The sequence below is a fragment of the Saccharomonospora amisosensis genome (assembly GCF_011761185.1).
Lineage (GTDB): Bacteria > Actinomycetota > Actinomycetes > Mycobacteriales > Pseudonocardiaceae > Saccharomonospora_A > Saccharomonospora_A amisosensis.
This window is the reverse complement of sequence record NZ_JAAOYM010000001.1, coordinates 1,068,687-1,093,566: the sequence shown is the minus strand read 5'-3', so window position 1 is coordinate 1,093,566 and position 24,880 is coordinate 1,068,687. Positions and strand designations below refer to the sequence as shown.

At 69.7% G+C, this 24,880-nt stretch carries 21 protein-coding genes; 6 read left to right on the top strand and 15 right to left on the bottom strand.

Features of this window, described 5'->3' with window-relative positions; all coding sequences use genetic code 11:
• Window positions 1-15: 15 nt before the first annotated feature.
• Window positions 16-693, bottom strand: a complete 678-nt coding sequence (mtrA, locus tag FHU38_RS05415; RefSeq protein ID WP_167167105.1) for an MtrAB system response regulator MtrA — start codon at window positions 691-693, stop codon at window positions 16-18.
• Between the two features lie 155 nt (window positions 694-848).
• Here mtrA and FHU38_RS05410 point away from each other — a divergent pair, with 155 nt between their 5' ends.
• On the top strand, window positions 849-1,643 hold the full coding sequence (locus tag FHU38_RS05410; RefSeq protein ID WP_167167102.1) for an IclR family transcriptional regulator: 795 nt from the start codon (window positions 849-851) through the stop codon (window positions 1,641-1,643).
• A gap of 13 nt (window positions 1,644-1,656) precedes the next feature.
• On the opposite strand, the gene FHU38_RS05405 is transcribed toward FHU38_RS05410, so the two are convergent.
• The gene (locus tag FHU38_RS05405; protein ID WP_167167099.1) at window positions 1,657-2,304 is read right to left on the bottom strand and encodes a dTMP kinase; all 648 of its coding nucleotides are present in this window, start codon (window positions 2,302-2,304) and stop codon (window positions 1,657-1,659) included.
• A 200-nt stretch (window positions 2,305-2,504) separates the two neighbouring features.
• On the opposite strand from FHU38_RS05405, the gene FHU38_RS05400 reads away from it, so the two are divergent.
• Window positions 2,505-4,841: a hypothetical protein gene (locus FHU38_RS05400; RefSeq protein ID WP_167167096.1), complete on the top strand. Its 2,337-nt coding sequence runs from the start codon at window positions 2,505-2,507 to the stop codon at window positions 4,839-4,841.
• Between the two features lie 17 nt (window positions 4,842-4,858).
• Here the strand turns inward: FHU38_RS05400 and FHU38_RS05395 are convergent, their stop codons facing one another.
• On the bottom strand, window positions 4,859-5,611 hold the full coding sequence (locus tag FHU38_RS05395; protein ID WP_167167092.1) for a hypothetical protein: 753 nt from the start codon (window positions 5,609-5,611) through the stop codon (window positions 4,859-4,861).
• A gap of 261 nt (window positions 5,612-5,872) precedes the next feature.
• Window positions 5,873-6,808 carry a cation diffusion facilitator family transporter gene (locus FHU38_RS05390; RefSeq protein WP_167175573.1) on the bottom strand — a complete coding sequence of 312 codons (936 nt, stop codon included), beginning with the start codon at window positions 6,806-6,808 and terminating at the stop codon, window positions 5,873-5,875.
• Between the two features lie 141 nt (window positions 6,809-6,949).
• Here FHU38_RS05390 and FHU38_RS05385 point away from each other — a divergent pair, with 141 nt between their 5' ends.
• Complete coding sequence (locus FHU38_RS05385) at window positions 6,950-10,048, top strand: AfsR/SARP family transcriptional regulator (RefSeq protein ID WP_167167089.1); 3,099 nt, start codon at window positions 6,950-6,952, stop codon at window positions 10,046-10,048.
• Here FHU38_RS05385 and FHU38_RS05380 read toward each other — a convergent pair.
• From FHU38_RS05380 to FHU38_RS05355, 6 genes are all read right to left on the bottom strand, one after another.
• Window positions 10,032-10,565: a hypothetical protein gene (locus FHU38_RS05380; RefSeq protein WP_167167086.1), complete on the bottom strand. Its 534-nt coding sequence runs from the start codon at window positions 10,563-10,565 to the stop codon at window positions 10,032-10,034. The genes FHU38_RS05385 and FHU38_RS05380 overlap by 17 nt on opposite strands.
• Window positions 10,566-10,701: 136 nt before the next feature.
• Window positions 10,702-11,943, bottom strand: coding sequence for a mannose-6-phosphate isomerase, class I (manA, locus tag FHU38_RS05375; protein WP_167167084.1), 1,242 nt, complete (start codon window positions 11,941-11,943; stop codon window positions 10,702-10,704).
• A gap of 114 nt (window positions 11,944-12,057) precedes the next feature.
• Window positions 12,058-13,146: a hypothetical protein gene (locus tag FHU38_RS05370; protein ID WP_167175570.1), complete on the bottom strand. Its 1,089-nt coding sequence runs from the start codon at window positions 13,144-13,146 to the stop codon at window positions 12,058-12,060.
• Window positions 13,139-13,378, bottom strand: a complete 240-nt coding sequence (locus tag FHU38_RS05365; RefSeq protein ID WP_167167082.1) for a Trm112 family protein — start codon at window positions 13,376-13,378, stop codon at window positions 13,139-13,141. Before FHU38_RS05365 ends, FHU38_RS05370 begins: the two co-directional genes overlap by 8 nt.
• Window positions 13,379-13,434: 56 nt before the next feature.
• A complete protein-coding gene (locus FHU38_RS05360; RefSeq protein ID WP_167167080.1) occupies window positions 13,435-14,793 on the bottom strand; it encodes a phosphomannomutase/phosphoglucomutase in 1,359 nt (452 codons plus the stop codon).
• 80 nt (window positions 14,794-14,873) lie between these two features.
• Entirely contained in the window at window positions 14,874-15,230 is a 357-nt protein-coding gene (locus FHU38_RS05355) for a DUF3499 domain-containing protein (protein ID WP_009155951.1), read from the bottom strand.
• Window positions 15,231-15,314: 84 nt separating this feature from the next.
• Between FHU38_RS05355 and FHU38_RS05350 the strand changes: the two genes are divergently transcribed.
• Window positions 15,315-15,782: a metallopeptidase family protein gene (locus FHU38_RS05350; RefSeq protein WP_167167078.1), complete on the top strand. Its 468-nt coding sequence runs from the start codon at window positions 15,315-15,317 to the stop codon at window positions 15,780-15,782.
• On the opposite strand, the gene FHU38_RS05345 is transcribed toward FHU38_RS05350, so the two are convergent.
• Window positions 15,743-19,111: a glycosyltransferase family 2 protein gene (locus tag FHU38_RS05345; RefSeq protein ID WP_208415566.1), complete on the bottom strand. Its 3,369-nt coding sequence runs from the start codon at window positions 19,109-19,111 to the stop codon at window positions 15,743-15,745. The genes FHU38_RS05350 and FHU38_RS05345 overlap by 40 nt on opposite strands.
• Window positions 19,112-19,176: 65 nt before the next feature.
• Entirely contained in the window at window positions 19,177-19,500 is a 324-nt protein-coding gene (locus tag FHU38_RS05340) for a WhiB family transcriptional regulator (RefSeq protein ID WP_009155954.1), read from the bottom strand.
• A 241-nt stretch (window positions 19,501-19,741) separates the two neighbouring features.
• Here FHU38_RS05340 and FHU38_RS05335 point away from each other — a divergent pair, with 241 nt between their 5' ends.
• A complete protein-coding gene (locus tag FHU38_RS05335; RefSeq protein WP_167167075.1) occupies window positions 19,742-20,515 on the top strand; it encodes a site-2 protease family protein in 774 nt (257 codons plus the stop codon).
• A gap of 55 nt (window positions 20,516-20,570) precedes the next feature.
• On the opposite strand, the gene FHU38_RS05330 is transcribed toward FHU38_RS05335, so the two are convergent.
• Genes FHU38_RS05330 through mshB form a run of 3 tightly spaced genes read right to left on the bottom strand, consistent with a single transcriptional unit; the run spans window position 20,571 to window position 22,621 of the window.
• On the bottom strand, window positions 20,571-21,350 hold the full coding sequence (locus FHU38_RS05330; protein ID WP_167167073.1) for a hypothetical protein: 780 nt from the start codon (window positions 21,348-21,350) through the stop codon (window positions 20,571-20,573).
• A 45-nt stretch (window positions 21,351-21,395) separates the two neighbouring features.
• Window positions 21,396-21,791 (bottom strand): hypothetical protein, encoded by a 396-nt coding sequence (locus FHU38_RS05325; protein ID WP_167167071.1) that lies wholly within the window; start codon window positions 21,789-21,791, stop codon window positions 21,396-21,398.
• Between the two features lie 2 nt (window positions 21,792-21,793).
• Complete coding sequence (mshB, locus tag FHU38_RS05320) at window positions 21,794-22,621, bottom strand: N-acetyl-1-D-myo-inositol-2-amino-2-deoxy-alpha-D-glucopyranoside deacetylase (RefSeq protein ID WP_167167069.1); 828 nt, start codon at window positions 22,619-22,621, stop codon at window positions 21,794-21,796.
• A gap of 389 nt (window positions 22,622-23,010) precedes the next feature.
• Here mshB and FHU38_RS05315 point away from each other — a divergent pair, with 389 nt between their 5' ends.
• Window positions 23,011-24,765, top strand: coding sequence for an ABC transporter family substrate-binding protein (locus FHU38_RS05315; RefSeq protein WP_167167067.1), 1,755 nt, complete (start codon window positions 23,011-23,013; stop codon window positions 24,763-24,765).
• The last annotated feature ends 115 nt before the right edge of the window (window positions 24,766-24,880 follow it).

Below are 24,880 nucleotides of genomic sequence, written 5' to 3'. Positions count from 1 at the left end.
GTTGCCTCAGTCTCCTCACGGTGGCCCCGCCTTGTACCCCACTCCACGGACGGTCAGTACCACCTCGGGGTGCTCGGGGTCCCGCTCGACCTTCGAGCGCAGTCGCTGCACGTGCACGTTCACCAGCCGCGTGTCCGCCGCGTGCCGGTAACCCCACACCTGCTCCAGCAGCACCTCGCGGGTGAACACCTGGCGCGGTTTGCGGGCCAGCGCGACGAGCAGGTCGAACTCGAGCGGGGTCAGCGGGATCGGTTTGCCGTCCCTGGTCACCTCGTGTCCAGGGACATCGATGGTCAGGTCACCGATGGTAAGCGTTTCGGCGGGCTCGGATTCCGTGCGCCGCATCCTCGCGCGCACGCGGGCGACGAGTTCCTTGGGCTTGAACGGTTTGACCACGTAGTCGTCGGCGCCGGATTCCAGTCCGAGCACGATGTCAACAGTGTCGCTCTTGGCCGTGAGCATGACGATCGGCACACCGGACTCGGCGCGGATCGCCTTGCACACGTCGATACCGTTCATGCCGGGCAGCATGAGGTCGAGCAGCACAAGGTCGGGTTTCAGCTCACGTAGTGCAGGCAGCGCCCGGGAACCGTCGGCGACCACGGCTGTGTCGAACCCCTCGCCACGGAGCACGATGGTGAGCATCTCAGCCAGAGCGGGGTCGTCGTCGACGACCAGCACACGTGCCTTCATACCGCACATATTCGCACTACCGGAGTCGTAACCGTGCACGACCCGTCATTTCGGTTCGGTACCGAGCCCGTGGGACCAGCGACAATGCCGCCGGCCGCCGCTGGAAGGCGATCGTCGTGACCGGCGCTCTTGCCATCGGACGTTAGTGTTGCGCTGTGCGGAACTCCGATGCAGCGAAGGCAGCCAAGAGCGCCGCAAGCCCGGTCCAGTCCGTCGACCGCGCCATCACGGTGCTCGAACTGCTCGCCCAGGCCGGAGAGGCGGGTATCACCGAGATCGCCGCCGAACTCGGCGTCCACAAGTCCACCGCGTCGAGGCTGGTGAGCGCTCTGGAGTTGAGAGGGCTGGTCGAGCAGCTCGGCGACAGGGGAAAGTACGCGATCGGCTTCGGGATCGTGCGGCTCGCCGGCGCGGCGACCGGGCGAATGGACCTGGCCAAGCTCGGCAACCAGACGTGCCAGTCACTGGCGGAGCGCCTCGGCGAGACGGTCAACATCGCGGTCGCCGACGGTGGGGTCGCCATCAACATCAGCCAGGCCTTCGGCTCGGCCGCGGTCACGGCACAGAACTGGACGGGCAGACGCACGCCGCTGCACGCGACCTCCAGCGGCAAGGTGTTACTGGCCTACATGGACGAGGAGGCAAGGAGCGAACTGCTCGGAACGGGTCTGGAGCGGTACACCCCGCGCACCACGACGACGACGCAGGTGCTCAACACCGAGTTGCGGCACATCGTCGAGCGCGGGTACGCGGCCTGTTTCGAGGAGTTCGAACTCGGCATGCACGCGGTAGCCGTTCCCATCTACGGCGGTGACGGCGAGGTGATAGCCGCCATGAGCGCGTCGGGGCCCGCGTACCGGCTGTCGAGGGAGCGCATCCAGCAACTGGTGCGGCCGATGTCGGAGGCGGCCGCCGAGCTGTCCGGTCAGCTCGGGCACTTCCCGAGGTAGCCTCCGCCCCAGATTACGGCGACGCGAGCAGGTCGGCCGCCAGCGCGTCCGCGTCGACCCGCGCGGTTCCGTCGACGATGTGCCACGGCGCGAGCCAGCCCTCTTCCGCCAGCCGGTCGTACAGCCGGGCACAGCGGGCCTGCAACGCGTCGTCGGACTCGAAGGCGTCCTGCGGCCGCGCGGTGTCGGCGGCCGCGCGGTGCCGCGCCCGCACGCGCGCGAGGGTGGGCGCCACCCTGAGCAGCACCTGCGCATCGGGCACCGGCAGCCCGAAGCGGTCGATCTCCAGCGCGCGCACCCAGGAGACCACCTTGCCGTCGGTGTCCTGGTGCAGCCTGGCCGCCTGGTAGGCGGCGTTGGAGGCGACGTAGCGGTCGAGCAGCACCACGTCGTGGGTGCCCATCGCGGCCCGGATGTCCGGTGCGGCCTCCCTGCGGTCGAGCGCGTACAGCAGCGCCATGCCGTAGACCGAGCCGCCCAGGTCCCCGTGCTCGCCGTGCAACGCCTCCCGTACCAGGTCGGCGTGCACACTTTCGCCGTACCTGGGAAACGCCATGGTGGACACACTGCGGCCCCGGTCGTGCAGCGCCTTGGTCAACGCTTCGGTGAGAGTTCGCTTGCCCGCCCCGTCGAGTCCCTCGATGACAACCAACCGGCCCATCGGCCCAGCCTAGGGCTCGCGCCTCGCGGTCCCACCTCCGCCGCGACGTAACGCTATCGGGGGTCATTGCCACTCGATTCTTCGGACTCGCGGTGTCACCGACAGGGCGCGGTGCGTCCCCGCCGATTACGGTTGGTCTCCGCTCGTCGCCTACCTGCGGTAACGAGGACCAATACCCCGAATACGACGAGGAGCCGCCTGTGCCTATCCCCGGTCCCGACACCCGCGTGGTCGAACTGCGAGTTCCCGGGCTGATCGGCACGAGTGGCGAGTCACTGCTCGATTCGGCGGGCACCGTGGACGTCGCCGGTGACGGCGTGGGCAGGGTGATTCGCCCTTCCGATCGGCTGAGCCGACCCGCGCCTGGCCCGGTGGTGCAGGCGCTCGACCGCTCGGTGCCTCGCACGCTGGAGGGTTACCTGTGGAGCGGGATGACCTCGGGTGGCGCCGCGAAGGCGACGTGGGCACTGCTGTTCCCGTTCTCACTCGCGAACGTGGCGCACTGGATGCTGCCACCGGTGCCGCCGGGCAGGGCGGTGCCCGCGTTGCTTGGTGCCGTGTGCCGCGGCCTGCTCAGAATCGCGGCACTGCTGCTGACGATGCTGCTCATCAGTCAACTCGCTGTCGTCACGCTCGACCTGATCGCGGTGCAGTGCCTGCGGCCCGCCTCGCCCTGCCTTCCGTACGCGCCGGAGTGGCTTCGCCGCACCGATTGGGCCCGTACCGCCGTGGGGGTGCTGCCGCTGCTGCTCGTGGTGGGGGTGCTGTACCGGATCTCGTCGGTGAACTGGTCGCTGTCCAGCGGTGCGGCCGACGCCGAGCGCGCGCGGGTTGCCGGGCCGGAGCTGCCGGGTGACCAACTCGTCGACCCCGGAGACACGCCGATGCTGCGCTGCCTGCACACCGTGGCCGCGCTGGCCTGTGTCGCGCTGCTGCTGCTCGGTGGCCCGCTGCGGGCACCGCACGGCACGCCGCAGGTGATCTCGTGGGCGCTGGCGGTGGCACTGCTGGGGTTCGCGGCGGGTGCGGTGGCGCTGCGCGCCCGCCGGCTACTCGTTCCGGTGCTGCGCGGTGTGCTGCTGGTCGCCGCGACCGGCCTGGTCGTGGCTGTCGCGCTGCTGCGAACCCCGCTTCCGCCCGCGCTGGCGGGCAGCAACGGCATGGTGGAGGGCATCGGTGCCGCCCTGCTCGTGGTGTGCGCGCTGTTCGCGTTGTTGCTCGTGCCTGCCGCGCTGCTGGCGAGGCAGGCGTGGTCGGCGTTGCCGAAGCGGTTGCGTCCGTGGGCGGGTGGCTGGGCGGCGGCACCCGCGCTGGCGCTGGCGGGCCTGCTCGGCGGTGGGTTCGGAGCCGGACTCGCCATCGCGGCTCGCGGGCTGATCGGCGATGCCGGGCTTCGGCTACCGGCCGGATACACACTCGTCACGCTGCTGTGGGGCGGCGTGCTGGTCTTCGCGGCACTGCTCGCGGTGTTCAGCCTCGCCGTGGCGATACCGCTGCGCAGGGCGGGCAGGGGTGTTCCTGAGGTGATCCGGCTGATGGGCACGAAACAGGCCGACGAGAAGCGGGCGGCCGACGCGTGGGCCCGCGCCAGTTGGGAACGCAAGTACCTGCACCGGCTGGTGCTCGCCGTGGTGGTGACGATGGGGATCGGCGCGGCCGCGCTGGCAGCGGTTCGGTTGGGTTTCGGCTCGATCCCGGGCTGGCTGGCACCGCTGTCCGCCGTCGGGGTGGCGGCGCTGGGATTGCTGGCCGCCGGGCTGCTGCGGGCGGTGTACACGGCCGCGACGGGCACGCAGCGGAGCAGGCACCTCGGCGCGTTCGCCGACCTCGTCTGTTTCTGGCCGAGAGCGGCACATCCGGCCGTGCCGCCGTGCTACGCGGTCAAAGTCGTGCCCGAAGTCGCGCAGCGGGCACGCGAACACCTGAAGGAGCCGGGTAGCCGGGTGGTACTCGCCGGATATCACCTTGGCGGGCTGCTCGCCGTCGCGGCCGCGGGAAGGCTCGCCGCGGACCTGCCCGCACACGATCGCGAACGGATCGGGGTGTTGACGGCGGGCGCCCCGCTGCAGTGGGGGTACCAGCGGGCCTTTCCCGCCGTCTTCTCGCACGCTTCGCTGGCACGGCTATACGGGCTGCTGGGTGGCAGGTGGCGCGGGCTGTGCCGGGGTACCGACAGCTTCGGCGGCGGTGCGACGACGTGGCGGCACCAGGTCGCGGGCGGGAAACTGCTCGGCGTCGGGTATCTGCGCGACGGGGGTGTCGGGGCGCTGGAACCCGCGGTGCGGGGACCGGGAGGAGTGCTGGTGCTCGGTGGTGACCACTGGTTGCCGGACCCGATGCGGGAACCGCGAAGCGGGCGCAGGTGGATCGCGGGTGTGCGTCGCCACACCGACTACGTGGCCGACCCGGAGTGGGATCGCGCCGTTGTGCTGGCAGCCGGACTCGACCGGCAGAGCAGCGAAGGCGTCGAGCGGGCTGCCGAGCGGATCGCCAACGGTGGCGATCCGCTCGGCAGGCCGGACCCGGAAGAAAGCTGACTCTCCCGGGCGAAGTGCTACGCCTTGCCTCGGCGTGCCCTTGCGAGCGCCAGCAGTGCACCGCCGCCGACAAGCAGCGCGCCACCGACACCGAGCAGCCAGCCGCCGCTGAAGCCGGTGGAAGCCAGGTCGCCACTGTCACCGGCGGGTGAGACCGCGGGCTGGGTGGTCGTGGTGACCGCGACCGCGCCGCTCGAGGTGGCGCTTTCGGTGGTCCCGGAGGGCTGTGTGCTCGTCGGCTCGGTACCGCTGGTGGTGGGCGCGGAGGTCTCGGTCGTGGTGCCGGTCTCCGAGGGCTTCGTGGTGGTTGTCGTGTCCTCGTCGTCCTTCTCGCCGCAGGCGAACCAGTGACTGATGGTCGGGAGGTTGCCCTTCTCACCGGTCAGCGGCGCGCGCAGACCTTCCCAGGGCAGGCCCTCCAGACCAGCTGCGGAGTAGACGTTGTACCCGTTGCCGCCCTTGACGACGATTCCGGTCACTGTCACCCCGTCAGCCACGCCAAGGATGTCGACGTGCTGCTCAGCATCTTCCTCGCCGCGTTCGAACGTGAGGTCGCCCTTGTCCAGCGGTTCGCCGCCGAGGCCGGCCGTGCCGCACGGGTCCTTTTGCTCCTGACCCGCATCGACATTGCCGCTGTGGACGGTCGCGCGGTCGTCACTGGGACGGGGCTCGTTCGTCGCCGAGGCGAGGCCGGTCGTGCCTGACAGCAGGCCGAGCGTCATCGCGGAGGCCGCGACGACGCGCAGGAGGGATCTCGGACTCACAGACATGCGGTATCTCCCGTGCGGGGTGGGGACGAGTAGGTGACGCGCCCGGGGGCCAGGGCGCTAAGCCGCACGGACCTTAACCCGACCGGATGAAGATCGACGCACGCGTGGACCAGCCGGTAACGCTATCGATCTCGATCGGTGACCATAACGCGCCAAACCGGGCCCATATCGCAACTTTCGGCGCACTTCGGCGCGCTTCGAAACACGCAGCGCCCACCCGAGCGCTACAGAAAGCGAGAAAGGTGCCGCCTCAATGCCACCTCAACGAGGGACGGTGGCGCTGCCATCGGTCGTGCGATCCAGGTCCGGTTCGAGATAGATCAGCCGGGCCACCGGCACCTTCGCCCGGACCCTGGTCTCGGCATCGTCGATGGCTCGGGCCACCTCCGACATCGACAGGCCCTTGCGCATCGCCAGCTTCGCCGCCACCAACAGCTCCTCCGGCCCGATGTACTGGGTGCGGATGTGGATGACGCGCTCGATGCCGTCGGCAGTCAGCTCGGCCATGATCGTGGCCAGTTCTCGCTGGCCGGAGCCCTCGCCGATGAGCAGGCTCTTCATCTCGACGATCAGAATGATCGCGATGATCCCGAGGAGCACACCGATCATGATGGTGCCGATGCCGTCCCACACCGGATCGCCCGTTGCCACCGAAAGCCCGACGCCGATCAGCGCGAACACCAGGCCGAACAGCGCGCCTGCGTCCTCAAGTAGCACCACCGGCAGTTCAGGTGTCTTCGACTGCCGGATGAACGCCCACCAGGTCTTGTCGCCCTTGATCGCTCGCGACTCCACGATGGCCGTGCGGAAGCTGAATGTCTCCAACACGATCGCCACGACGAGGATGGTGATAGCGACGACCGGGCTGGTCAGCTCCTCCGGATGCTGAACTTTGTGGATTCCCTCGTACAACGCGAACGCGGAGCCGAGCGTGAACAGCATCAGCGCCACGATGAAGGAGTAGAAGTAGCGGTCCCTGCCGTAGCCGAACGGGTGTTCGGAGGTGGCCCGCCGTTTCGACGTCTTGTGGCCGAGCAGCAGCAAGCCCTGATTGGAGGTGTCGGCCACCGAGTGCACCGACTCGGCGAGCATCGACGACGAACCCGTGATCAAGAAGCCTATGAACTTGGCGATCGCGATACCCGCGTTGGCCAACAACGCCGCGATGATCGCCTTCAACCCACCGCCTGCCGCCACGGCTGCCCCCTGTCGCATTCGACACTCGGTCGGGTTGCAGCTTAGAGGCTTGGCCGTCCTCGCCGGCGCCCACCTCACCTCGTCGGCCACGTGGCTGTACGGCCTGCGTAGGATGACCCACTTCGTGCGGGGAAGGACACGATGACCAGGTTCGGAGTGCTGGGGCCACTCACCGCCACGAGCGTCACTGGGGAACAGGTTCGACTGCGGGGACAGCGACAGCGCGCGTTACTGGCGATGCTGCTGTGCCACGAGGGAGAACTCGTGCCGGTGGACCGGCTCGTGGAGGCCTTGTGGCCGGAAACCCCACCCAAGTCCTACGCCTCGAACCTGCATACCTACGTCTCACGCCTACGCGAGCGCCTCGGCGGGATAGACATCCGCCACGAGTCCAGGGGTTACCGGCTGCTGGCCCACCCCGGCGACCTGGATCTGCGGATGTTCCGGCTGAAGGCTGCCGAGGGCAGGCGCGCGATGCGGGAAGGGGACTTCGCGACCGCCGTTGCGTGTCTGCGCCACGCACTCGCACAGTGGCGTGGCCCTGCCGCGCTCGCCGACGTCCACGTGCCGCAACTCGCCGCACTCACGGCCGCGCTCGACGCCGAACGCCTCACCGTGCTGGAGGACTGCCTCGACGCCGAACTCGACCTCGGCCGACACACCGAGGTCGTCGGCGAACTCGAGGGTTTCCTGGCCGAGCACCCGCTGCGTGAGCGCGCCGCCGCACAACTGATGCTGGCGCTGCGTCGCGGCGGCAGGCAGGCCGACGCGCTCGCCGTCTACACCAGGACCCGGTCGCGGCTGGTCGAGGAGCTGGGAGTGGAGCCGGGCGCGGAGCTGCGCCGCGCACAGGCGATGGTGCTCAGCGGGGACGACGAGGAGAACCGGGCCCGAAGCGCCGCGACGGCGACCGCCGCAGCCACCGCGACCACGACCACGGCGCCATGGCCGATCTGCCAGCTGCCTCTTGACCTCAACGACTTCTTCGGAAGGCGAACCGAACTCGCCACCATCACCGAACTGCTCACGGCAGGCGAAGGAACCGTGCCGGTCACCGTTGTCAGCGGCGAGCCGGGATCGGGCAAGAGCGCGCTGGCCGCTCGGGCGGCTCACCGGGTGCGCGCGGCGTTTCCCGACGGCCAGCTGTTCGTACACCTCGCCGGGGCGAGCGCGCCGCGCGACCCGGCCGACGTGCTGGCCGACCTGCTGCGCGCGCTCGGGGTTGCCGGACCGACCATCCCGGACGATCCGCAGGCCAGGGCCGCCGCCTACCGGGGAAGGCTCACCGACCGCAGGGTGCTGGTCGTGCTCGACGACGCCGCGTCACCGGAGCAGGTGCGGCCGCTGTTACCGGGCACGCCCGGCTGTGCCGTGCTGGTGACGAGCAGGTTCAGGTTCAGCGGGCTCGACGGCGCCTACCGGGTGCCGCTCGGCCCGTTCACCGATGCCGAATCCACCGCGCTGCTCGAACGCATTGTCGGCAAGCAGCGCGTCACTGCCGAACCCGCGGCGGCCGGGCGAATCGCGGCCGCCTGCGGCAACCTGCCGCTCGCCCTGCGGATCGCGGGCACCCGGCTGGCGATGCGCCCGAATCTGCGACTGTCGGCCCTGGCCGATCGGCTGGACGACGAGCGCAACCGGCTGGACGAACTCGCCGTCAGCGACCGGCAGGTGCGCACCAGCATCGCGCTCAGCTACCACGCGCTGAGCCCGGCGGCTCGCGATGCCATCCGCGCACTGGCGCTGTGCGGTGACATCAGCGCGCCCGCATGGGCGATCGCGGTGCTGATCGGCCGTCCTGGAGCCGACGCGGTGATCGAGGAACTGGTGGAGGCCAGCCTGCTCGCCCCGATCAGCACCGACAGCACAGGCGAGCCGAGGTACCGGCTGCACGATCTGGTGCGGGTATTCGCGCGGGAGCAGCAGGACCAGCTCCACAGCGGCGAGGAGCAGGTGCGGACCGTGCGCGGGATCGTGGACGCCACGCTCGGGCTCACCGACGCGGCCGCGCGGCAGTTGCCGTGGACCGTTCCGTTGCCGATGCGTTCACCGGCCGGCCTGCCACCGCAGCCGTTGCCGAGGGAGACCGTCGCGCGGCTGGTGGACGACGCGCAGGCGTGGTTCGCGGCCGAACAGGCGAACCTGGTGACGGTCATCGATTCGATCTTCCGGATCGGCTGGCACCACAAGGCGGTCATGATCCTCGAACGGCTGGGCGCCTACCTGTGGCTTCGTGGTCAGTACGCGGAAATGCGGGACTGCCATGAGCGGCTGCGCCTGCGGGCGCGCAGGGCGGGCGAGCGCAGGATCGAGGCATGGGCGGAGGCCAACATCGCCGTGCTGGTGCATGCCCGGGGCGAGCACGACGAGGCAGAGCGAAGGTACCGGCGGTGCGCGGCGCTGCTGAGCGAGCTGGGCGAGCGCGGCACAGCGGCGTGGATCACGGGCAATCTGGCAGGCTGCCTGATCGGTCTCGGCAGGCCGCAGGAGGCACTAGACATCGCCGACAGGGCACTGAAGCTGCTCGGCACCGACCAGGTGGGCGTGCAGCACGTCGAGCTGATCAAGGCGGAGGCGTTCAACCGGCTCGGCAGGCTGGACGAGTCGGTCCGTGCCTGCAGGCGAACGCTCGCCGCGGCACGGTTGTCCGGCGACCCGCTGCGGATCGCGCTGGCCCTGCACGGGCTTTCCTGGTCGCTGGCACTGCGCGGAGAACTGGAAACGGCACACGAACTGGCCGAGGAGTCGGTTTCACTGCTGCGGCCGCTACCCGTGCGTTCCGCGCTGGCTCGTTCGCTACGAACGTTGGGCGCCATCCGTGCCGGTCTGCGGCGGCGGCAGGGCGCCATGGCCGCCTACACCGAGGCTCACCTGCTGGCAAGCGAACTCGACGAGCGACCGCGACAACTGTCGTGTGGCCGGGCGATCGCTGCCGCGATGATAGGTGAGGGAAAGGTGGCCGAGGCCATCGCGACGCTGCGGGACTGCCTCACCGAGTTCAGGCAGATGGGAAGCGTCGCATCGGTGGTGATCACGCTGCGGGTGCTCGCCAGGGCCTACGAGGTGGTGGGTGAGGACGGGCTCGCGGAGCGCGCTGCCGCGGAGGCCGATCGGCTCGGCAACCCCTCCGACGCCAGCGCGGTCACCCTGGTCGCACTGTTGCTTGAGCTGACGCGAGATGCCGGACGCGCGCTCGTCGGCACGCGCCCGGCACCACCCCCTGTCAGCGATTGGCTTTGAGTTGCCTGGCGTAGCGGTTGTTGGCAGGCAGCCACACCAGCACGAAGGTCGCGATCGTCCCCAAGATGCCCAGTGCGGCGGGCATCTGCATCAACTTGGTCCCCTCGTCGCCGAGCACCACAAGGTCGACGAAAAGGACTAGCGCGGCCGAGATCGTCACCAGCACCCGGCTCCAGACCGCGGCGCGACCCATGAGCAGCGCGAACAGCAGCAGGGCCGCCCCAGTGACGAGCGCCATGATGCCGCGGGCGTTGAGCGTGTCCACTGCCTCCTGCATGAGAGCGGACCCGCCCATCACATCACGCACACTGCCGGCGTCCTCGCCCGCGATCGTCGCGACGATGTCGATCGCGAGGTCCTCCCCGCCGGTCACCATCACGATCCCACTAACGATCGTGGCGACGGCGGCGGCGACGGCGACGCCGATGGCCGCGAGCAGGGTGCCGGGGCGGCGCACGGCCGAGGTGGCAGCCGCCTGCCCGACCTGCCCGGCCGACGCTGTCGGTTGCGATGTCACAGCGTTGTTCTCCTTGAACTCGATCCCAGTCGAGTGACGTGGTGTGTCACTCACACAGGCGAGTATGGAGAAGGCCACCACACGGAACGAACACAGTTGCTACACCGTTCGTGTGCCTGTTACTGCCCCGTCGACGTCACGGCAGGTCGGTGCAGGTACCGGCCGTGGCCCGGAACAGGTGTGCGGGTCCTGCCGTGACCGGGCGCAGCCGCACTTCCGCCTCACAGGCGGGCAGCCACACCGACTCTCCCCTGCGCAGTTCGACCTTGGTGCCGTCGTCGGAGCACAGCAGCAGTTCACCCGCCGTGCACAGCAAGATCTCCGGGCCGGTGCCTCGCAGTTCCAGCTCGCCGCGGTCACCGGCGTCCCACGCGATCCGAGACAGCTCGAACTCCGGCGCGTCGGTGCGGTAGACGGCCATCCGGCCCCGTGGCTCGCCACGCAACACCGGCATGTCGCCGCACGCGAAGTCGACCACCCGCAGCAGTTCCGGCACGTCGACGTGCTTGGGCGTCAGCCCGCAGCGAAGGATGTTGTCGGAGTTGGCCAGGATCTCAACGGCGGTGCCGTGCAGGTAGAGGTGCAGGTTTCCCGCGGGCAGGTAGATGGCCTCGCCCGCGCTGAGCGTCAGCCGGTTCAGCAGCAGCGCGGCGAGCACCCCCGCGTCACGGGGGTGGGCCTCACCAAGACCGAGCACGGTACGGCACTCGGTGTCGAACTCACCGTGCTCCTTGACGTGGTGCACACACGCGTCGAGCACCTCAGGAAGCAGCCGGTCCAGCGCGGGTTGCGGCAGGGTGATCCACGTGGTGAACAACGTCCGCAGGCCGTCGGGATCGGGTTGTGCCGCGAGCAACTCGGTGTACTTGGTCAGGCCCGGCGTGTCGATCGCCTTCAGCAGTTCCACCGTGCGGTTGGGGTCGCGGAACCCGGCGAGCGCGTGGAACTCCGTCAGCGCGCACACCAGCTCAGGTTTCGCCGTCGGGTCGGGGTAGTTGCGGTTGGCCGCGTCCCTCGGGATGCCTGCGGCTTCCTCGCGTGCGTGCCCCTCCGCCGCCTGCCGCGCTGACGGGTGCGCCTGCATCGACAGCGGTTCCTCGACCGCGAGGATCTTCAGCAGGAACGGCAGCCTGCCGCCCCAGCGGCTCGCGCATCGCTCGCCGAGCTGGCCGACCGGGTCGGACTCGACGACGTCCAGCAGGCTGCGCTCGGTTCCGTCCACACCCACCACGCGCGACGGGTCGCCCGGGTGGGCGCCCATCCACAGCTCGGCCTCCGGGTGCGGCGCGGGCACCGGCCTGCCGAGCAGCTCCGGGATCGTCGTCCTGGAGCCCCATGCGTACGGCCGTACCGCGTTGCGCAGCAGTTCCACCGTCAACTCAACTCCTCGCCGGTCCGCTGCACCGGCAGCGTTTGCGTCGGATGCGTGCGCGTGAGCCGACCGCGACGCATGTCAGCCACAACATCTCCGTTTCCTCTCGCGCCGCGCCTCCTAAGCGGTGACTGGCCCGGCATGGCCTGCTCGACCGACGGTCCCGGCCGCAAGACCCAGGTACACGGCGGCGAGTTCGAACCGCAATGCCAGCACGGCGGCCCGGCCGACGTCGTCGGCCTCGATCTCGTCGGCAGGGGCGAGCACGTCCGCCGAAGGCAGTGCCGCGCCCGTCCGGGCCCGCGCGCTGTCCGCGGCAGGTCCGGTACGCACGGCAAGCAGCAGTACCCGCGGTGGCAGGCCTTCCGCAAGGTGATCGTCGGGATCGGCGAAGATGTCACGGTTTCCCGCGGATTCCAGCGCCGCGCGGTAGAGGGCGGGCCTTGCCATCGCTTGCCGGTAGTCGGCGACGTCACTGACCAGCGCCGCGTGTGCGGCCAGCGCGTGACCGGCATGGTGGCCGACGGCCACTGCGATGTGGTCGAGGCCCCACAACATCGGAGTGTGCTCGGCAAGTCGAAGGGCGAGTCCCTTGGCCGGGTTCACGAACGACTCATGGCCGAGGTGGCACTTCTCGGCCTCGTTGTCGAGCTGGTCGGCGAGGGACTCGATGTCGGCGACCACGAGGCCGAGCGTGTTGGCGGTGAGCAGCCCGGCGGCGAGTGCCCTCGGAAATGCCAGCTCGGGCGGCACCGGGACACGGGGCGCGATGAGCAGCCCCCTACCCGCGACCGACGACGCCACGGGGCCGTCCGGCGGCGCGGATACCACCACGGTCGAGCCGTAGCGGGCCGCGCGCTCCAGCGAGGTCGCGAGGTCGTGGTCGTATGGGTCGTCGGTGTGGGCCAGCACCACGTCGAGCGCGCCGATCCAACTGGGCACGAGGTCACTTAGCACCACGGGAACCGGGCTGGTGTGGGCCAGCAGCGCCTCGAGCACGAGAGCCGAGGAGCGGCTGACACCCGGCCGCACCACGAGGACGAGGCAGCGGGGTCGGCCCAGGTCGAGCCGCTCGGACAGTTCCAACTCGGCCGCAGCCTCCGAGGTGGCCCTTACCTGCGCACCCGCCATCGCGGCGGCGCGCAGCAGCCCCGCACCGTCGGCTTCGGCCAAACGTGCGGGGTCGTCGAGTAAGGAGTCGTCAAGCACCGTCTGGGCTGGATTCGTCACGGGATTCTCGCTCGTCGCCCTTCGTCGGGGGCGTCGCCTCGTCGAGCAGCAGCACGGGGATACCGTCGCGCACGGGGAACACCCGGCCGCACGCCGTGCAGGTCAGTGCGTCCGCGTCCGGGTCGTCCGGCGAGCCTGGCGTCAGCGGCGCGTGATCCGGCGAAGGGCATGCCAGAATCTCCAACAGGCCCGCATCGATGGTGACCGCCATCTGTCCTCCCACTCTTCCTCTCTACCACTGTGAGCCCCACCGTGGCCGGTCGCGGCCTAACCGCGAACGATCGACAGCACCTCGTCGGTGAGGGCCTTCACGGAAGCGTCGTCGGGGCCTTCCACGTTGAGGCGCAGCAGCGGCTCGGTGTTGGAGGCCCGCAGGTTGAACCAGCCGCGCTCGCCGAGGTCGACGGTCAGCCCGTCCAGTTCGTCGATGCTCACCCCGCTCCGATCCGCGAAAGCGTCCTTGACGGCCAACTGTCGCGCGACCTGGTCCTCCACCGTCGAGTTGAGTTCCCCGGAGGCCGCGTACCGGTTGAACCGCCTTGCGAGCTCCGACAGCGGGCGGTCCTGCTCCCCCAGCGCGGCCAACACGTGCATGGCAGCGAGCATGCCGGTGTCGGCACGCCAGAAGTCGCGGAAGTAGTAGTGCGCGGAGTGCTCGCCACCGAAGATCGCACCGGTCTCCGCCATCTTCTCCTTGATGAAGGAGTGACCCACCCTCGTGCGCACTGGGTTGCCGCCGTGCTCGCTGACGATCTCGGGCACGGCCTTGGACGTGATGAGGTTGTGGATGATCGTGGCACCCGGCTCCTTGGCCAGTTCGCGCACGGCGACGAGCGCGGCGACGGCGCTGGGTGAAACCGGCTGGCCGTCACCGTCCACCACGAAGCAGCGGTCGGCGTCGCCGTCGAAGGCCAGTCCCACGTCGGCGCCGACCTCACGAACCTTCGCCTGCAGGTCGACAAGGTTGGCCGGGTCGAGCGGGTTCGCCTCATGGTTGGGGAAGCTGCCGTCCAACTCGAAGTACAGCTGCACGATCTCGATGGGCAGGCCCTGCCCAAGCACGGCGGGCACGGTGTGCCCCGCCATGCCGTTGCCCGCGTCGACGACCACCTTCAGCGGTCGGATGCCGCGAAGGTCGACCAGCGTGCGCAGGTACTGCGCGTAGTCGGCGAGCATGTCGCGCTCGGTCACCGTGCCCGGCTGGCCGGCGAACTCGGGAACACCCTGCTCGACGGTGTCCCTGATCTCGGCGAGGCCGGACTCCTGCCCCACTGGCGCGGCACCCGCACGACACAGCTTGATGCCGTTGTACCGGGCAGGGTTGTGGCTGGCGGTGAACATCGCACCCGGCATGTTCAACCGGCCGGAGGCGAAGTACAACTCGTCGGTGCTCGCCAGTCCGATCATCACGACGTCGAGACCCTGTGAGGTGACGCCACGCGCGAACGCGTCCGCGAGGCCGGGCGAGGACTCCCGCATGTCGTGGCCGATGACCACAGACGGCGAGTCCGGCTTGATGAGCAGCGCGAACGCCGCCCCGAAGTCGGTGACCAGGTCCTCGTTCAACTGCTCACCGACGACACCCCGGATGTCGTAGGCCTTCACGATGGCCGACAGGTCTGACACGCCTCTCCCCGATCGTCGTGCTGGTGGCTTCTCGCAAGCGTCGATACCCGCGCCAGAGCCTACCGACACGCGCTGTGTTGTCAGGCGCGGCCGGGCAGCACGCGCAGATGGCCACGCCTGCCGGAGCCGGTCTCAGGCTGCTCTGCGGGGGCGGGAGCGCGGTCGGTGCGGCCTGCCTCTCGGACGGCCTCGGCGAGCGCGGTGAGCTCGTCGCTGGACGGCTCCGGCGCCGCGAACTCGCCCTCGTGCCGTACGACCTCCCAGCCCCTCGGCGCGGTCAGCCGCAGCGCGTGCGCCTCGCAAAGGTCGTAGGAGTGCGGCTCGGATGCTGTGGCGAGCGGCCCCACCACTGCCGTGGAGTCGCTGTAGGCGTAGGTCAGCGTGGCGACCGCGGGCTCAAGGCAGCCCGTCCGCGAACACTTCCGCACGCTCGGCACGGTTGGTCACGATAGCCGGTGTGGCGCCAGACGCGGCGCAGACACACCGGGAAGGTCGGCGCGCGAAAGCGTACCCTTCCCCACGTGGCTACGGCTCGGAGTTCGCGACAGCGGCGGCGGCACCGCCGCGACCGGCACGGTCGCGGCCTGCGGGGGCCGTTGTATCCCGCTACGCTGCCCGCCGCGGCCAGCCGCGCCGAGAAGTTCGACGCGCTGGTGCTCGACGCGCTGGAACCGATCGAGGCCCGCTGGCGGCACGAGCTCACCAAGCTGGACGTGGCGGTTGACGACGTGCCGGAGGTACGCACGGAGCTGCCCGAGACGCAGGCCGACGGCCTGTTGCTCGATGGCTCGGTGCCCATTTCCCGGCTGGTGCCAGCGGGCGTCGACAAGACCGGCCTGCCTACGAGAGCCAGGATCGTGCTGTACCGCAGGCCGCTCGAGGCACGCGCGAAGGACCCGACAGAACTGGCGGACCTGGTCCACGACGTGCTGGTGGAGCAGGTGGCCAGCTACTTGGGTGTGGAACCCGACATCATCGACGGCGGCTGAGACCTGCCGGCCTCCGGCTCGCGCCGGGCCGGGATCGCGGTGAGCACAGTGAACAGCAGCGCCGCGACCTGGCCGAGCAGCAGCAGGTTGTGCAGCACGGCCGGGTACTCGACGGCGACGTCGGACTGCCTCGGCGGTACCGAGACCGCCACCTGATGGCCCCACGCGGGCACGATCGGCACCGGCTCGCCGTTGACGGTCGCGCGCCAGCCCGGTTCGTGCTCGGCCGCGAGCACCAGCAGGCGACCGGCGGGCCCGTCGGAGACCCGTACCCGCACCTCGGGCGGCCAGGCGTCCACAGCTGCCACGGCCGCGCCACCCATCAGCTCTCCGCTCGGAGGCTGGCCGCTCACCGCGCGCCTGGCCTGTTCCGGCGACACCAGCGTAACCCTGCCCGACACCGGCGAAAGCCGCAGTACAGCCCGGCCGTCGCTGGTCGGTGGCGCCCCGGCCACCAGGTCAGGCGCGGCCGCTCTCAGCGCGGCACCGGTTTCACCCGGCGGCAGCACCACGAAGAGCACACCGGCGGCCGCCGCCGAGGTCACCGCTTCCGGCGAGCCCGCGAGTAGTTCCCGCTGCCAGCCCGCGAGCCGCTGCGGCACACCCGCAACGGGGGCAATGGCGTCGTCACCGAATCTCGGGGTACGTCCGGCCACCTGGCGAACCCGCTCGCCCAGCACGAGCACACCGCGCCCGGTCTCGGCGAGTTCGGCGGTCAGCGACGGGGCGAGTTGCCCGCCGCCGTCCGGCTGAAGCGGACCCTGTCTGCCTGCCGCCACTCCGCCCGCGCCGAGCGCGACGACGAGCGCGGCACAGGCAACCGCCACCAGCCAGGTGAGCTGCCTCGGCACGGCGTGCCGGTCGGCGACGCCTGCACCGAGCACCATGGCGAGCAGGCCGGCGCCGGCGAACAGCAGCGGCACCCCGGTGAAACCAGGCGCCGGTGTGACACCACCGAGCGGGACCACCCTCAGCAGTGACACCACCGCCACACCTGCCGCGCCGAGCACGAGCAGCACCAGTCCTGGCACAAGCCGCACGGTGGGCCGCCGCACCACGGCGGCCACGAGCGCCGCGGCGACCACGGCGATCCCCACCGGCAACGCGCCTGGCCCTGCGGGGTCCAGTCCGGCGAAGTCGGTGCCACCCGGAAGCACCAAGGCCGGCCCGCCGACACCGTGCAGCAGCAACGCGGGATGGGTGAACAGCGTGGGCAGCCACGGCAGCAGCAGCGCCAGCGGCAGCAGCACAACGATCGCGACGGAGGCCATGGACCTGGCGGGCCGATGCGTCGGCTGCGGCAACGCCACAAACCCGATCAGCGCCAGCACGAGCGACAACGCCAGCGCGAGTGGCGAGAAGGCACCGAGCACCGCGAGCGCGAACGCGCAAAGCACGCTTGTGCTCAACCAACGCCGGTCCGATCGGGTGAGCACGGCAGCGACGCCCGCGAGCACGGCGGGCAGCAGGATGTGCGCCACCACCACGTCGAGTCTGCCCTGCGCGACCCCGGCCGTCGCCGACGGCAGCAGGCCGTAGGCGGCGGCCACGGCCGCGCGCACCCAGCGGTCAACCCGCAGCCGCCGGGTGGAGAAGTAGGCCACCAGTGCGGCCAGCGGTGCGTCAGCGAGCAGCAGCACGGCGACAACCGCGGCGGGGCCGCCGAGGGGCGCCAACGGCGCACCGAGAACACCGAGCACGGCCAGCGAGACGGGAGCCGCACTCGCCGTGCCTCCCGCCACCGCGTGCCACGACTCCAGGTAGGTGGTCCACACCTGACTTAGCGCGCCGACCGGCAGCAGCGCACCGCCCGAAAGGTCGAGCCCCAGCCGCTGCCAGTTCACTGCGAGCGCGATCGCGGTGAGCGCCACCAGCAACACGGAAGGGGGTGCGAACACGGTCGCCGCGAGCAGCCTGCGGCGATCGACCTCGACGAACACCAGGTCCCTGCCGCTGCTCCCGCCTTGCGGGCCCGGCGAGGGCTGCGTGGCCGATGGCTCGGCAGCGGCGTTGTCCTGCGGCACGCTGACGGCGACGACCTCGGCGGGCCTGCGCAACCCCGTGCTCGGTGACCGGATCGAGCGGCGCGCGCCCGCGGGCAGCGCGTCCGGCCCTACCGGCCTTTCGCGGCTGTAGCGAGCCTCGGGAGGAATCCACGCGGACTCCTCCCCGGAGGCCTGTGGCAACCGGCCGAGCGCCGCGTCGCTTTCCACGTGCCTGCGCACCATTCGCACGGCCAGAGCGGCGATCGCTTCCCGTAGCCGGGTCAACCTTCCGGTGAACAACCCCCGCACGGAGCCGCGGGCGATTCTCGTCGCACGAGCGGCCCGCAGGTTCGCACGACCACCGAACAGGAAGGCGATCGCGGCGAACTCGGCGCGTGCCCGCTCGCGGCGGCCGAGCACGGCGAACCCGGCACCGCGCAGCAGACCCAGCCACGCCAGCCTCGGCAGTCCGAGTACGAACGCGACGGTCGAACAGTTGACCAGGTAGGTGCGCAACCCGTACGCGCGGTCGGCGGCCGCCGTCGAGGCGAGCGAACCGGGCAACGCGTGCGCCTTCCTGTGGCCGGTCGCCATCGCCCGAACGTGCCGCAGCCGGGCCGGTGGCACGCACAGCACCACGTTGCCCGCCGCGTTGGCTCGCCAGCCGAAGTCGATGTCCTCACGCAGCAACGGCAACTCGCTGTCGAAACCGCCGAGGTCCTCCCACACCTGTCTGCGGATCAATGCGCCAGCACTCGGCAGCGCCAGCACCTCCGTGGTCTGCTCCGGCGCCTGCTCGCCGTCACCGAACCGTCGCGGCACAGCGTGCCTGCGCTGACCTGAGGCATCGGTGGACAGTCCCGCCTCCACGATCAGCCGAGGATCGGTCCAGTCCACGGCGAGCGGGCCGAGAGCAGCCACCGATGACGCGGTGTCCGCGGCTCGCAGCAGCATGTCGAGGCACGTTGGCTCGGGTGCGCTGTCGTCGTGCAGCAGCCAGATCCACGCGCCGGGATCACCCCAGCGATCGCGGGCGGTGTCGACGGCCGCGGCGACAGCGTCGGCGAAACCGGTGCCGGCTTCGAGCGTGATGACACCGTCGAGAATGACCGGTCCGGTGCCCTCGTCGTGGTCCGCGGCTTCGGCGAGTAGTTCAGCCGTGTCGTCGCTGGAACCGGTGTCGACGGCGAGAATGTGCCGTGGCCGAATCGTGCTGCGCCGCAAGGCGGACAGCACAAGCGGCAGCCACTCCGCTCCGTTGTGGCAGACCAGGACGGCGAGTACCGGCGCGGTCGAAAGCGGTGGCAGCGACAGCTCGGCTGACTCAGTGGAGGACCGGGGCAAGTACCTCTCCGTAGCTCGAAAGGGCGGGCGGTTCGCCTACCCTAACGACGAGCCCCGGTCAACGATCACACCGCGCGCTTCTTCAACTTGCGCCGCTCGCGCTCCGAGAGTCCCCCCCAGATTCCGAACCGCTCGTCGTGCGCCAGGGCGTACTCAAGGCAGTCGTCCTTGACCTCGCAGCCCTGGCAGATCCGCTTCGCTTCCCGGGTGGAGCCCCCCTTCTCCGGGAAGAAGGCCTCAGGATCGGTCTGCGCGCACAGGGCCCGCTCCTGCCAATCCTGCTCCCCCGCCACATCGAGGAGGTCGGTGAGAACGCCCAGATCGTCGTCCGGGTGTCCACCCCACTCCATGACGTGCCCCCATTCCATTCCAGTAGTGTCTAACCGCACGTCCGCCTCCTCGCTCTCACGCACTCCCAGGCTTGGCGGTATGGGATGCCACGCACTGCCCCCCTTCAGACAGCGAAAATGACATCAATGTGATTACACCCGTGTAGTAAGGCTGGGTCAAGCGGAGTAGCGAGGTTGGGGGATAGTTCCGGCGCCGTGCGCAAGGGGACACGCCGAGAAGACCGCGTCCGGATCCGACATGGGTGGTCCGCGCCGCGGCCGGATGGGACAAACTAGGCCCGTGCAACGTTCAGTGGTTCGCCCCAGCCTGCTCTTCTACGTCATTCTCGCCGTTACCGTGGCGGGCGGCATCCTGGCCGCGCTCGTCGACCCGGTAACCATCACCGGCCGGACCGTGCTCGGCACCCTCGGGGTGTTCGTCCTCGTGATCGGCGGGTGGGCGCTGTCGCTGACGTTCCACGAGTTCGGGCACGCGCTGGTCGCCTACCGAGGCGGCGACCGCGAGGTGGCCGCCAAGGGCTACCTCTCGCTGGACATCCGTCGCTACACCGATCCGGTCCTGTCGCTGGTGCTTCCGCTGATCATCCTGGCGATCGGCGGGATCCCGTTGCCTGGTGGCGCCGTCTGGATCAACCGGTGGGCACTTCGGTCCCGTTCGGTCTCGTCGTGGGTTTCGCTCGCGGGCCCGCTGAGCAACCTCGGCCTCGGCATCGTGCTCACGATCGTGGTGACGCTGGTGGACATGCCACTCGGTCTGCTGGTCGGCCTTTCCTACCTCGCCTCGCTGCAGATCCTCGCGTTCGTGATCAACATTTTGCCGGTGCCCGGACTGGACGGCTTCGGTGCCATCGAGCCGTACCTGTCGCCGCAGGCGCGGGAGTTCGGCGCGAAGGCACGGCCGTGGGCGCCACTGGTGCTGTTCGCCCTGATCTTCGCGCTGCCCGGCTTCGCGCAGGTGCTGTGGGACATCACGGACACGCTGTTCGGCGCCGTCGGCGGCGACGAGCGGGCCGCGCAACTCGGCCAGATGATCTTCATGTTCTGGCGCTACTGACCGACTTCGCGGGCAGGAACGCAGGACTCGCGGGCAGGAACGCAGGACTCGCGGGTCAGGCGTGGCGGGCGAACCACTCGTCCGCGCGCTTGGCCGCCCGTTTCAGCCCGGCGCGTTCCCCGAAGTAGCCGCCCACCATTCCGACGACGGGCAGCATCCCGATGGCGTGGTGGTAGAAGCGGCCACTCGGCCGCTTCTCCAACTCGTCGGAGATCGCCAGTAATGAGCGGCCCAGCCGCCACAGCGTTCGCGCGGAGGCTTTGAGCGTGACCTTGCCGTACCGCCTCGACGACTCGTCCAACTCCTCGGTCAGCTTGCCGGTCTCGGCGTCCTCCTCGGCCGTGTCGTGCCCCGCGAAACGCCCTTGCGCGAGGTCCGGCGGGATCTCCCGCTCGAACAGCACCCAGGCGACAAGCCGAACCCGATCGCCGACGTCGGTCACACCGCGCTCGCCCGCGATGGCACACAACAGCACGCCCTGCGAGGCGGCGCCGAGGGTGTCCTGGATGGGCAACCGGTCCGCGAGCGCCCCGCCCAGCCCGGGAACGGCAGTGAGCAGCGAGGTGAACCGGCCCACCCGGTTGATCCACCAGTCGGTGCGCTCACCGGCAGCCATCCGGCTCCACGCCGTGGTACCCGGCACCCGCACCGACCGCAGCCCCTCGACGAGCCTCGCCCGCGACTTGGGTTTCAGCTCGGGTTCCTCGCCCGCCTCGCTACCCGCGACAAGTCCGAACGGGTCGGCCTCGCGTAGCGCGTCCACCATCGGCCCGGTGGCACGCACGAACGGCCGCAACGCGGCGACGACGTGCCGGTCGGTGATGGCCTCCCCCATAGGACACACCCACCCTTCCTGGTAGCACCGCCTCGGTCGGCGAGCCTATCGGGACCGGCCGGTAGCCGGTGCCAGCGCGCCACCAAGCGCGAGAGCCCCCGGCAGCGCTCCTGCCGCCAGCAACAGCAGCGTGCGCCAGTCGGCCAGCAGCACCACGTCCCCGCCCGGTCCGAGCACGCCGAGGACCAGCAGTGTGAGCAACCACACCAGCAACGGCACCGTCGCCGTCCGGCGGGAGGTGAGTTTGGCCGCCACGACCACCAGCAGCGGCGTGGTCACGGCGGCGACAACGGCGCTGACAGGCACAGGGGCGTCCTGCAAGCGGGGCAGCAGCAGACCGTCGAGCCGCAACGGCAGGTAGAACAGCTCCAGCACGGCCAGCAGCGCGGCGTCGACGGCGAGTACCGCGATCAGCAGCCGGTCGACTGTCCTTTCTCGCACGGCTAAAGGCCCCCGAACAGGTCGGTGTCGGCACCGGCGCGCGGCCCGTCGGCGAGTACGAAGAACTCCGTGTCCGGCACCGGTTGCGCGAGGTTGTTGGAAAGGGCGAACCAGTCAGCTCCCACGGTGAGCTGAGTCTCGTGGGCGCGCAACGCGGCGAGCTTGGCGTCGCGGTGGGCACTGATGTCCACTTCCGTAGTGATCAGCTCGTCGTCGGTGGTCGGCAACTCACCGGCATCGGGCACTCGGAAGGGCACATCGTCTCGAGCGCGAAGCCGAGCAAGACCGCGCGCGGTCGCCTCCGCGGAGTTGACCGTGTGGAACACCCGCGCCACCGACTCGGCTCGCGCTGCCGCGGCGGTGGTGATCTCGTGCGCGCGGATGTGGTCGGGGTGGCCGTAGCCGCCGTTGGCGTCATAGGTCACGACCACCTGCGGGCGCAGCTCGTTCAGCACGTCCAGCAACTGCTCCGACTGCTGGCGCACCGTGCCCCGCACGAACGCGCGCGGATGCTCGGCGGCGGGCGTACCCGCCATGCCGGAGTCTCGCCAGGCCGCGATGCCGCCCAGGTATCGCTGTGATGTCCAGCCCAGCGCGCTGCCCGCCGCCGCGAGCTCGCTCGCGCGGTACCCGCCGAGCTGGTCACCCGCCCAGGAGCCCAGCTCCGCGAGGTCGGGCGGGATGATCTCGCCCTCCTCGCCCAGCGTGCAGGTCACCACGGTGACCTGGGCACCCTCGGCGCTGTAGCGAGCGATCGTGCCGCCCGTGGTGATGCTCTCGTCGTCCGGGTGCGCGTGCACCATCACGAGCCTGCGTTCGGCTGGGATCACGGCTTCAGCCTAACGAGGTAATCGACACACCAACGTGTTGCCGGTTGGTTACTGAATGACATTCAGTTCTTTCGAGGTGTCCACATCTCGGAACACCTCGGCTATTCTCCCGGCGTTACGAGAAGCGCCACGTCGAGGAAGCAGGGAGCAAGGGTGAGGAACCCGTACGGCCGTCACGCTGGAGAACCGGCAATACCGGCATTTCACTCGTTCGGCGTAACCGTTAGGGAATCACTGTTGCATCACGATCGCTGTCCGCAGCAGTGCACGCGTCGCCACAGTGCTTAGCGTGCAGGGTTAACGGTGCGCGAACTCGATCACATCGAACAGCTCACCGCGAAGCGCCAGAGATCGCCTCGAACCCCGATGGCGTCCAGCAAGGAGAGTCAATGTTGAGAAGCAAGTCACGCGTGGCGCGGTACGCCGCGCTTGTCGCAGGAGCGGCACTCGTCCTGTCCGCGTGCGGAGGGGGAGGGGAAGGCGACGGCGAAGGCGGCGGCCAGACCGGCCAGGCGTTCGCCGAGTGTGATGCCAACCCCAATGAGTGCAACTCCGCTCCGGCCGATCAGCTGCAGGACGGCGGCGAGATCACCATGGCCATCGAGAAGAACATCCCCAACTGGAACGTCACATCGTCCGAGGGGAACGTCTTCGAGACCGCCATGGTGCTCAAGGGCGTGCTCCCCTCCACCTTCTACAGCCAGCCCGACCTGTCCTTCAAGATGAACGAGGCCGTGCTGGAGTCGGCGGAGCAGACCAAGGACAGCCCGCAGACGATCGTCTACAAGATCAACCAGGACGCCGTCTGGTCCGACGGTACGCCGATCAGCGCCGACGACTTCGTCTACAACTGGAAGGTGCAGAACGGCAAGGACTGCCCGGACTGCGCCGTGGCCGCCACCGCGGGCTACGACCAGGTCGAGTCCGTGAAGGGTTCGGACAACGGCAAGACGGTCACCGTCACCTACAAGAAGCCGTTCACCGACTGGCAGCAGCTGTGGGAGTCCGGCGCCCCGATGTACCCGGCCCACATCGCCGCCGAGCACGGTGACCTGAACACGCCCAAGGGCCTGAAGTCGTCGTTCGAGTGGTTCGGCAAGACCGTGCCCGACTTCTCCGCTGGTCCCTACAAGATCGAGAAGTTCGAGAACGACAAGTCGGTCACGCTGGTGCCCAACGAGAAGTACTGGGGCGAGAAGCCGAAGCTGGACCGGGTGATCTTCCGGATCATCACCGAGGCGGCACAGGAGCCGACCGCGCTGGCGAACAACGAGGTGCAGGTCATCTACCCGCAGCCGCAGGTGGACCTCGTCAACCAGGTGCGCAACATCCCGAACGTGTCGTCCTACGTCGGGCTTGGCCTCACCTGGGAGCACTTCGACTTCAACCTCGACACCCCCGCGCTGAAGGACAAGGCGCTGCGGCAGGCGCTGTTCACCGCGGTCGACCGGCAGGCGCTGATCGACGGCACCGTCGGCCAGTTCACCGACAAGGTGAAGCCGCTGAACAGCAACAACTTCATGCCGCAGCAGGAGGGCTACGAGGACGTCATCTCGCAGACCGGGCAGGGTGCCGGTGACGTCGAGAAGGCCAAGCAGATCCTGACCGACGCCGGCTACAAGGTCGAGGGCGGCAAGCTGATGGACCCCGACGGCAAGGCCGTGCCGCAGCTTCGCATCCGCTACACGACCGGCAACCAGATCCGGCAGGACTCCTGTGAGCTGTTCGCGCAGTCGGCCAAGGAGCTGGGCGTGAACGTCAAGGTCGAGCCGACCGACGACCTCGGTGGCACGCTGGACAGCGGCGACTACGACGTGATGGTGTTCGCGTGGGTCGCCTCGCCGTACCCGTTCGCCAACGCCGTGCAGAACTGGACGACCGGCCAGGGCAACAACTTCGGCAACTACAGCAACGAGCAGGTCGACAAGCTGTTGGGCGAGGCCGCGGCCGAGACCGACCGGCAGGAGGCGATCAGCAAGGTGAACGAGGCCAACAAGATCATGGCCGAGGACGCCTACGTGCTTCCGCTGTACCAGAAGCCGACGTTCATCGCGGCGTACGACAACATCGCCAACATCCGCAACAACTCGACGCTGGACGGTCCGGTGTACAACATCGGCGAGTGGGGCCTGCGGGCAGGCTGACGCCACGCGTCTGAACCACTACCCACCGGTGGGGAGGCCTTCGTCACAGGCGGCCTCCCCACCGGATGCGGACCGGCCCCACCTACGCTGAATCGGCGACGCAGCCACCAGCTAC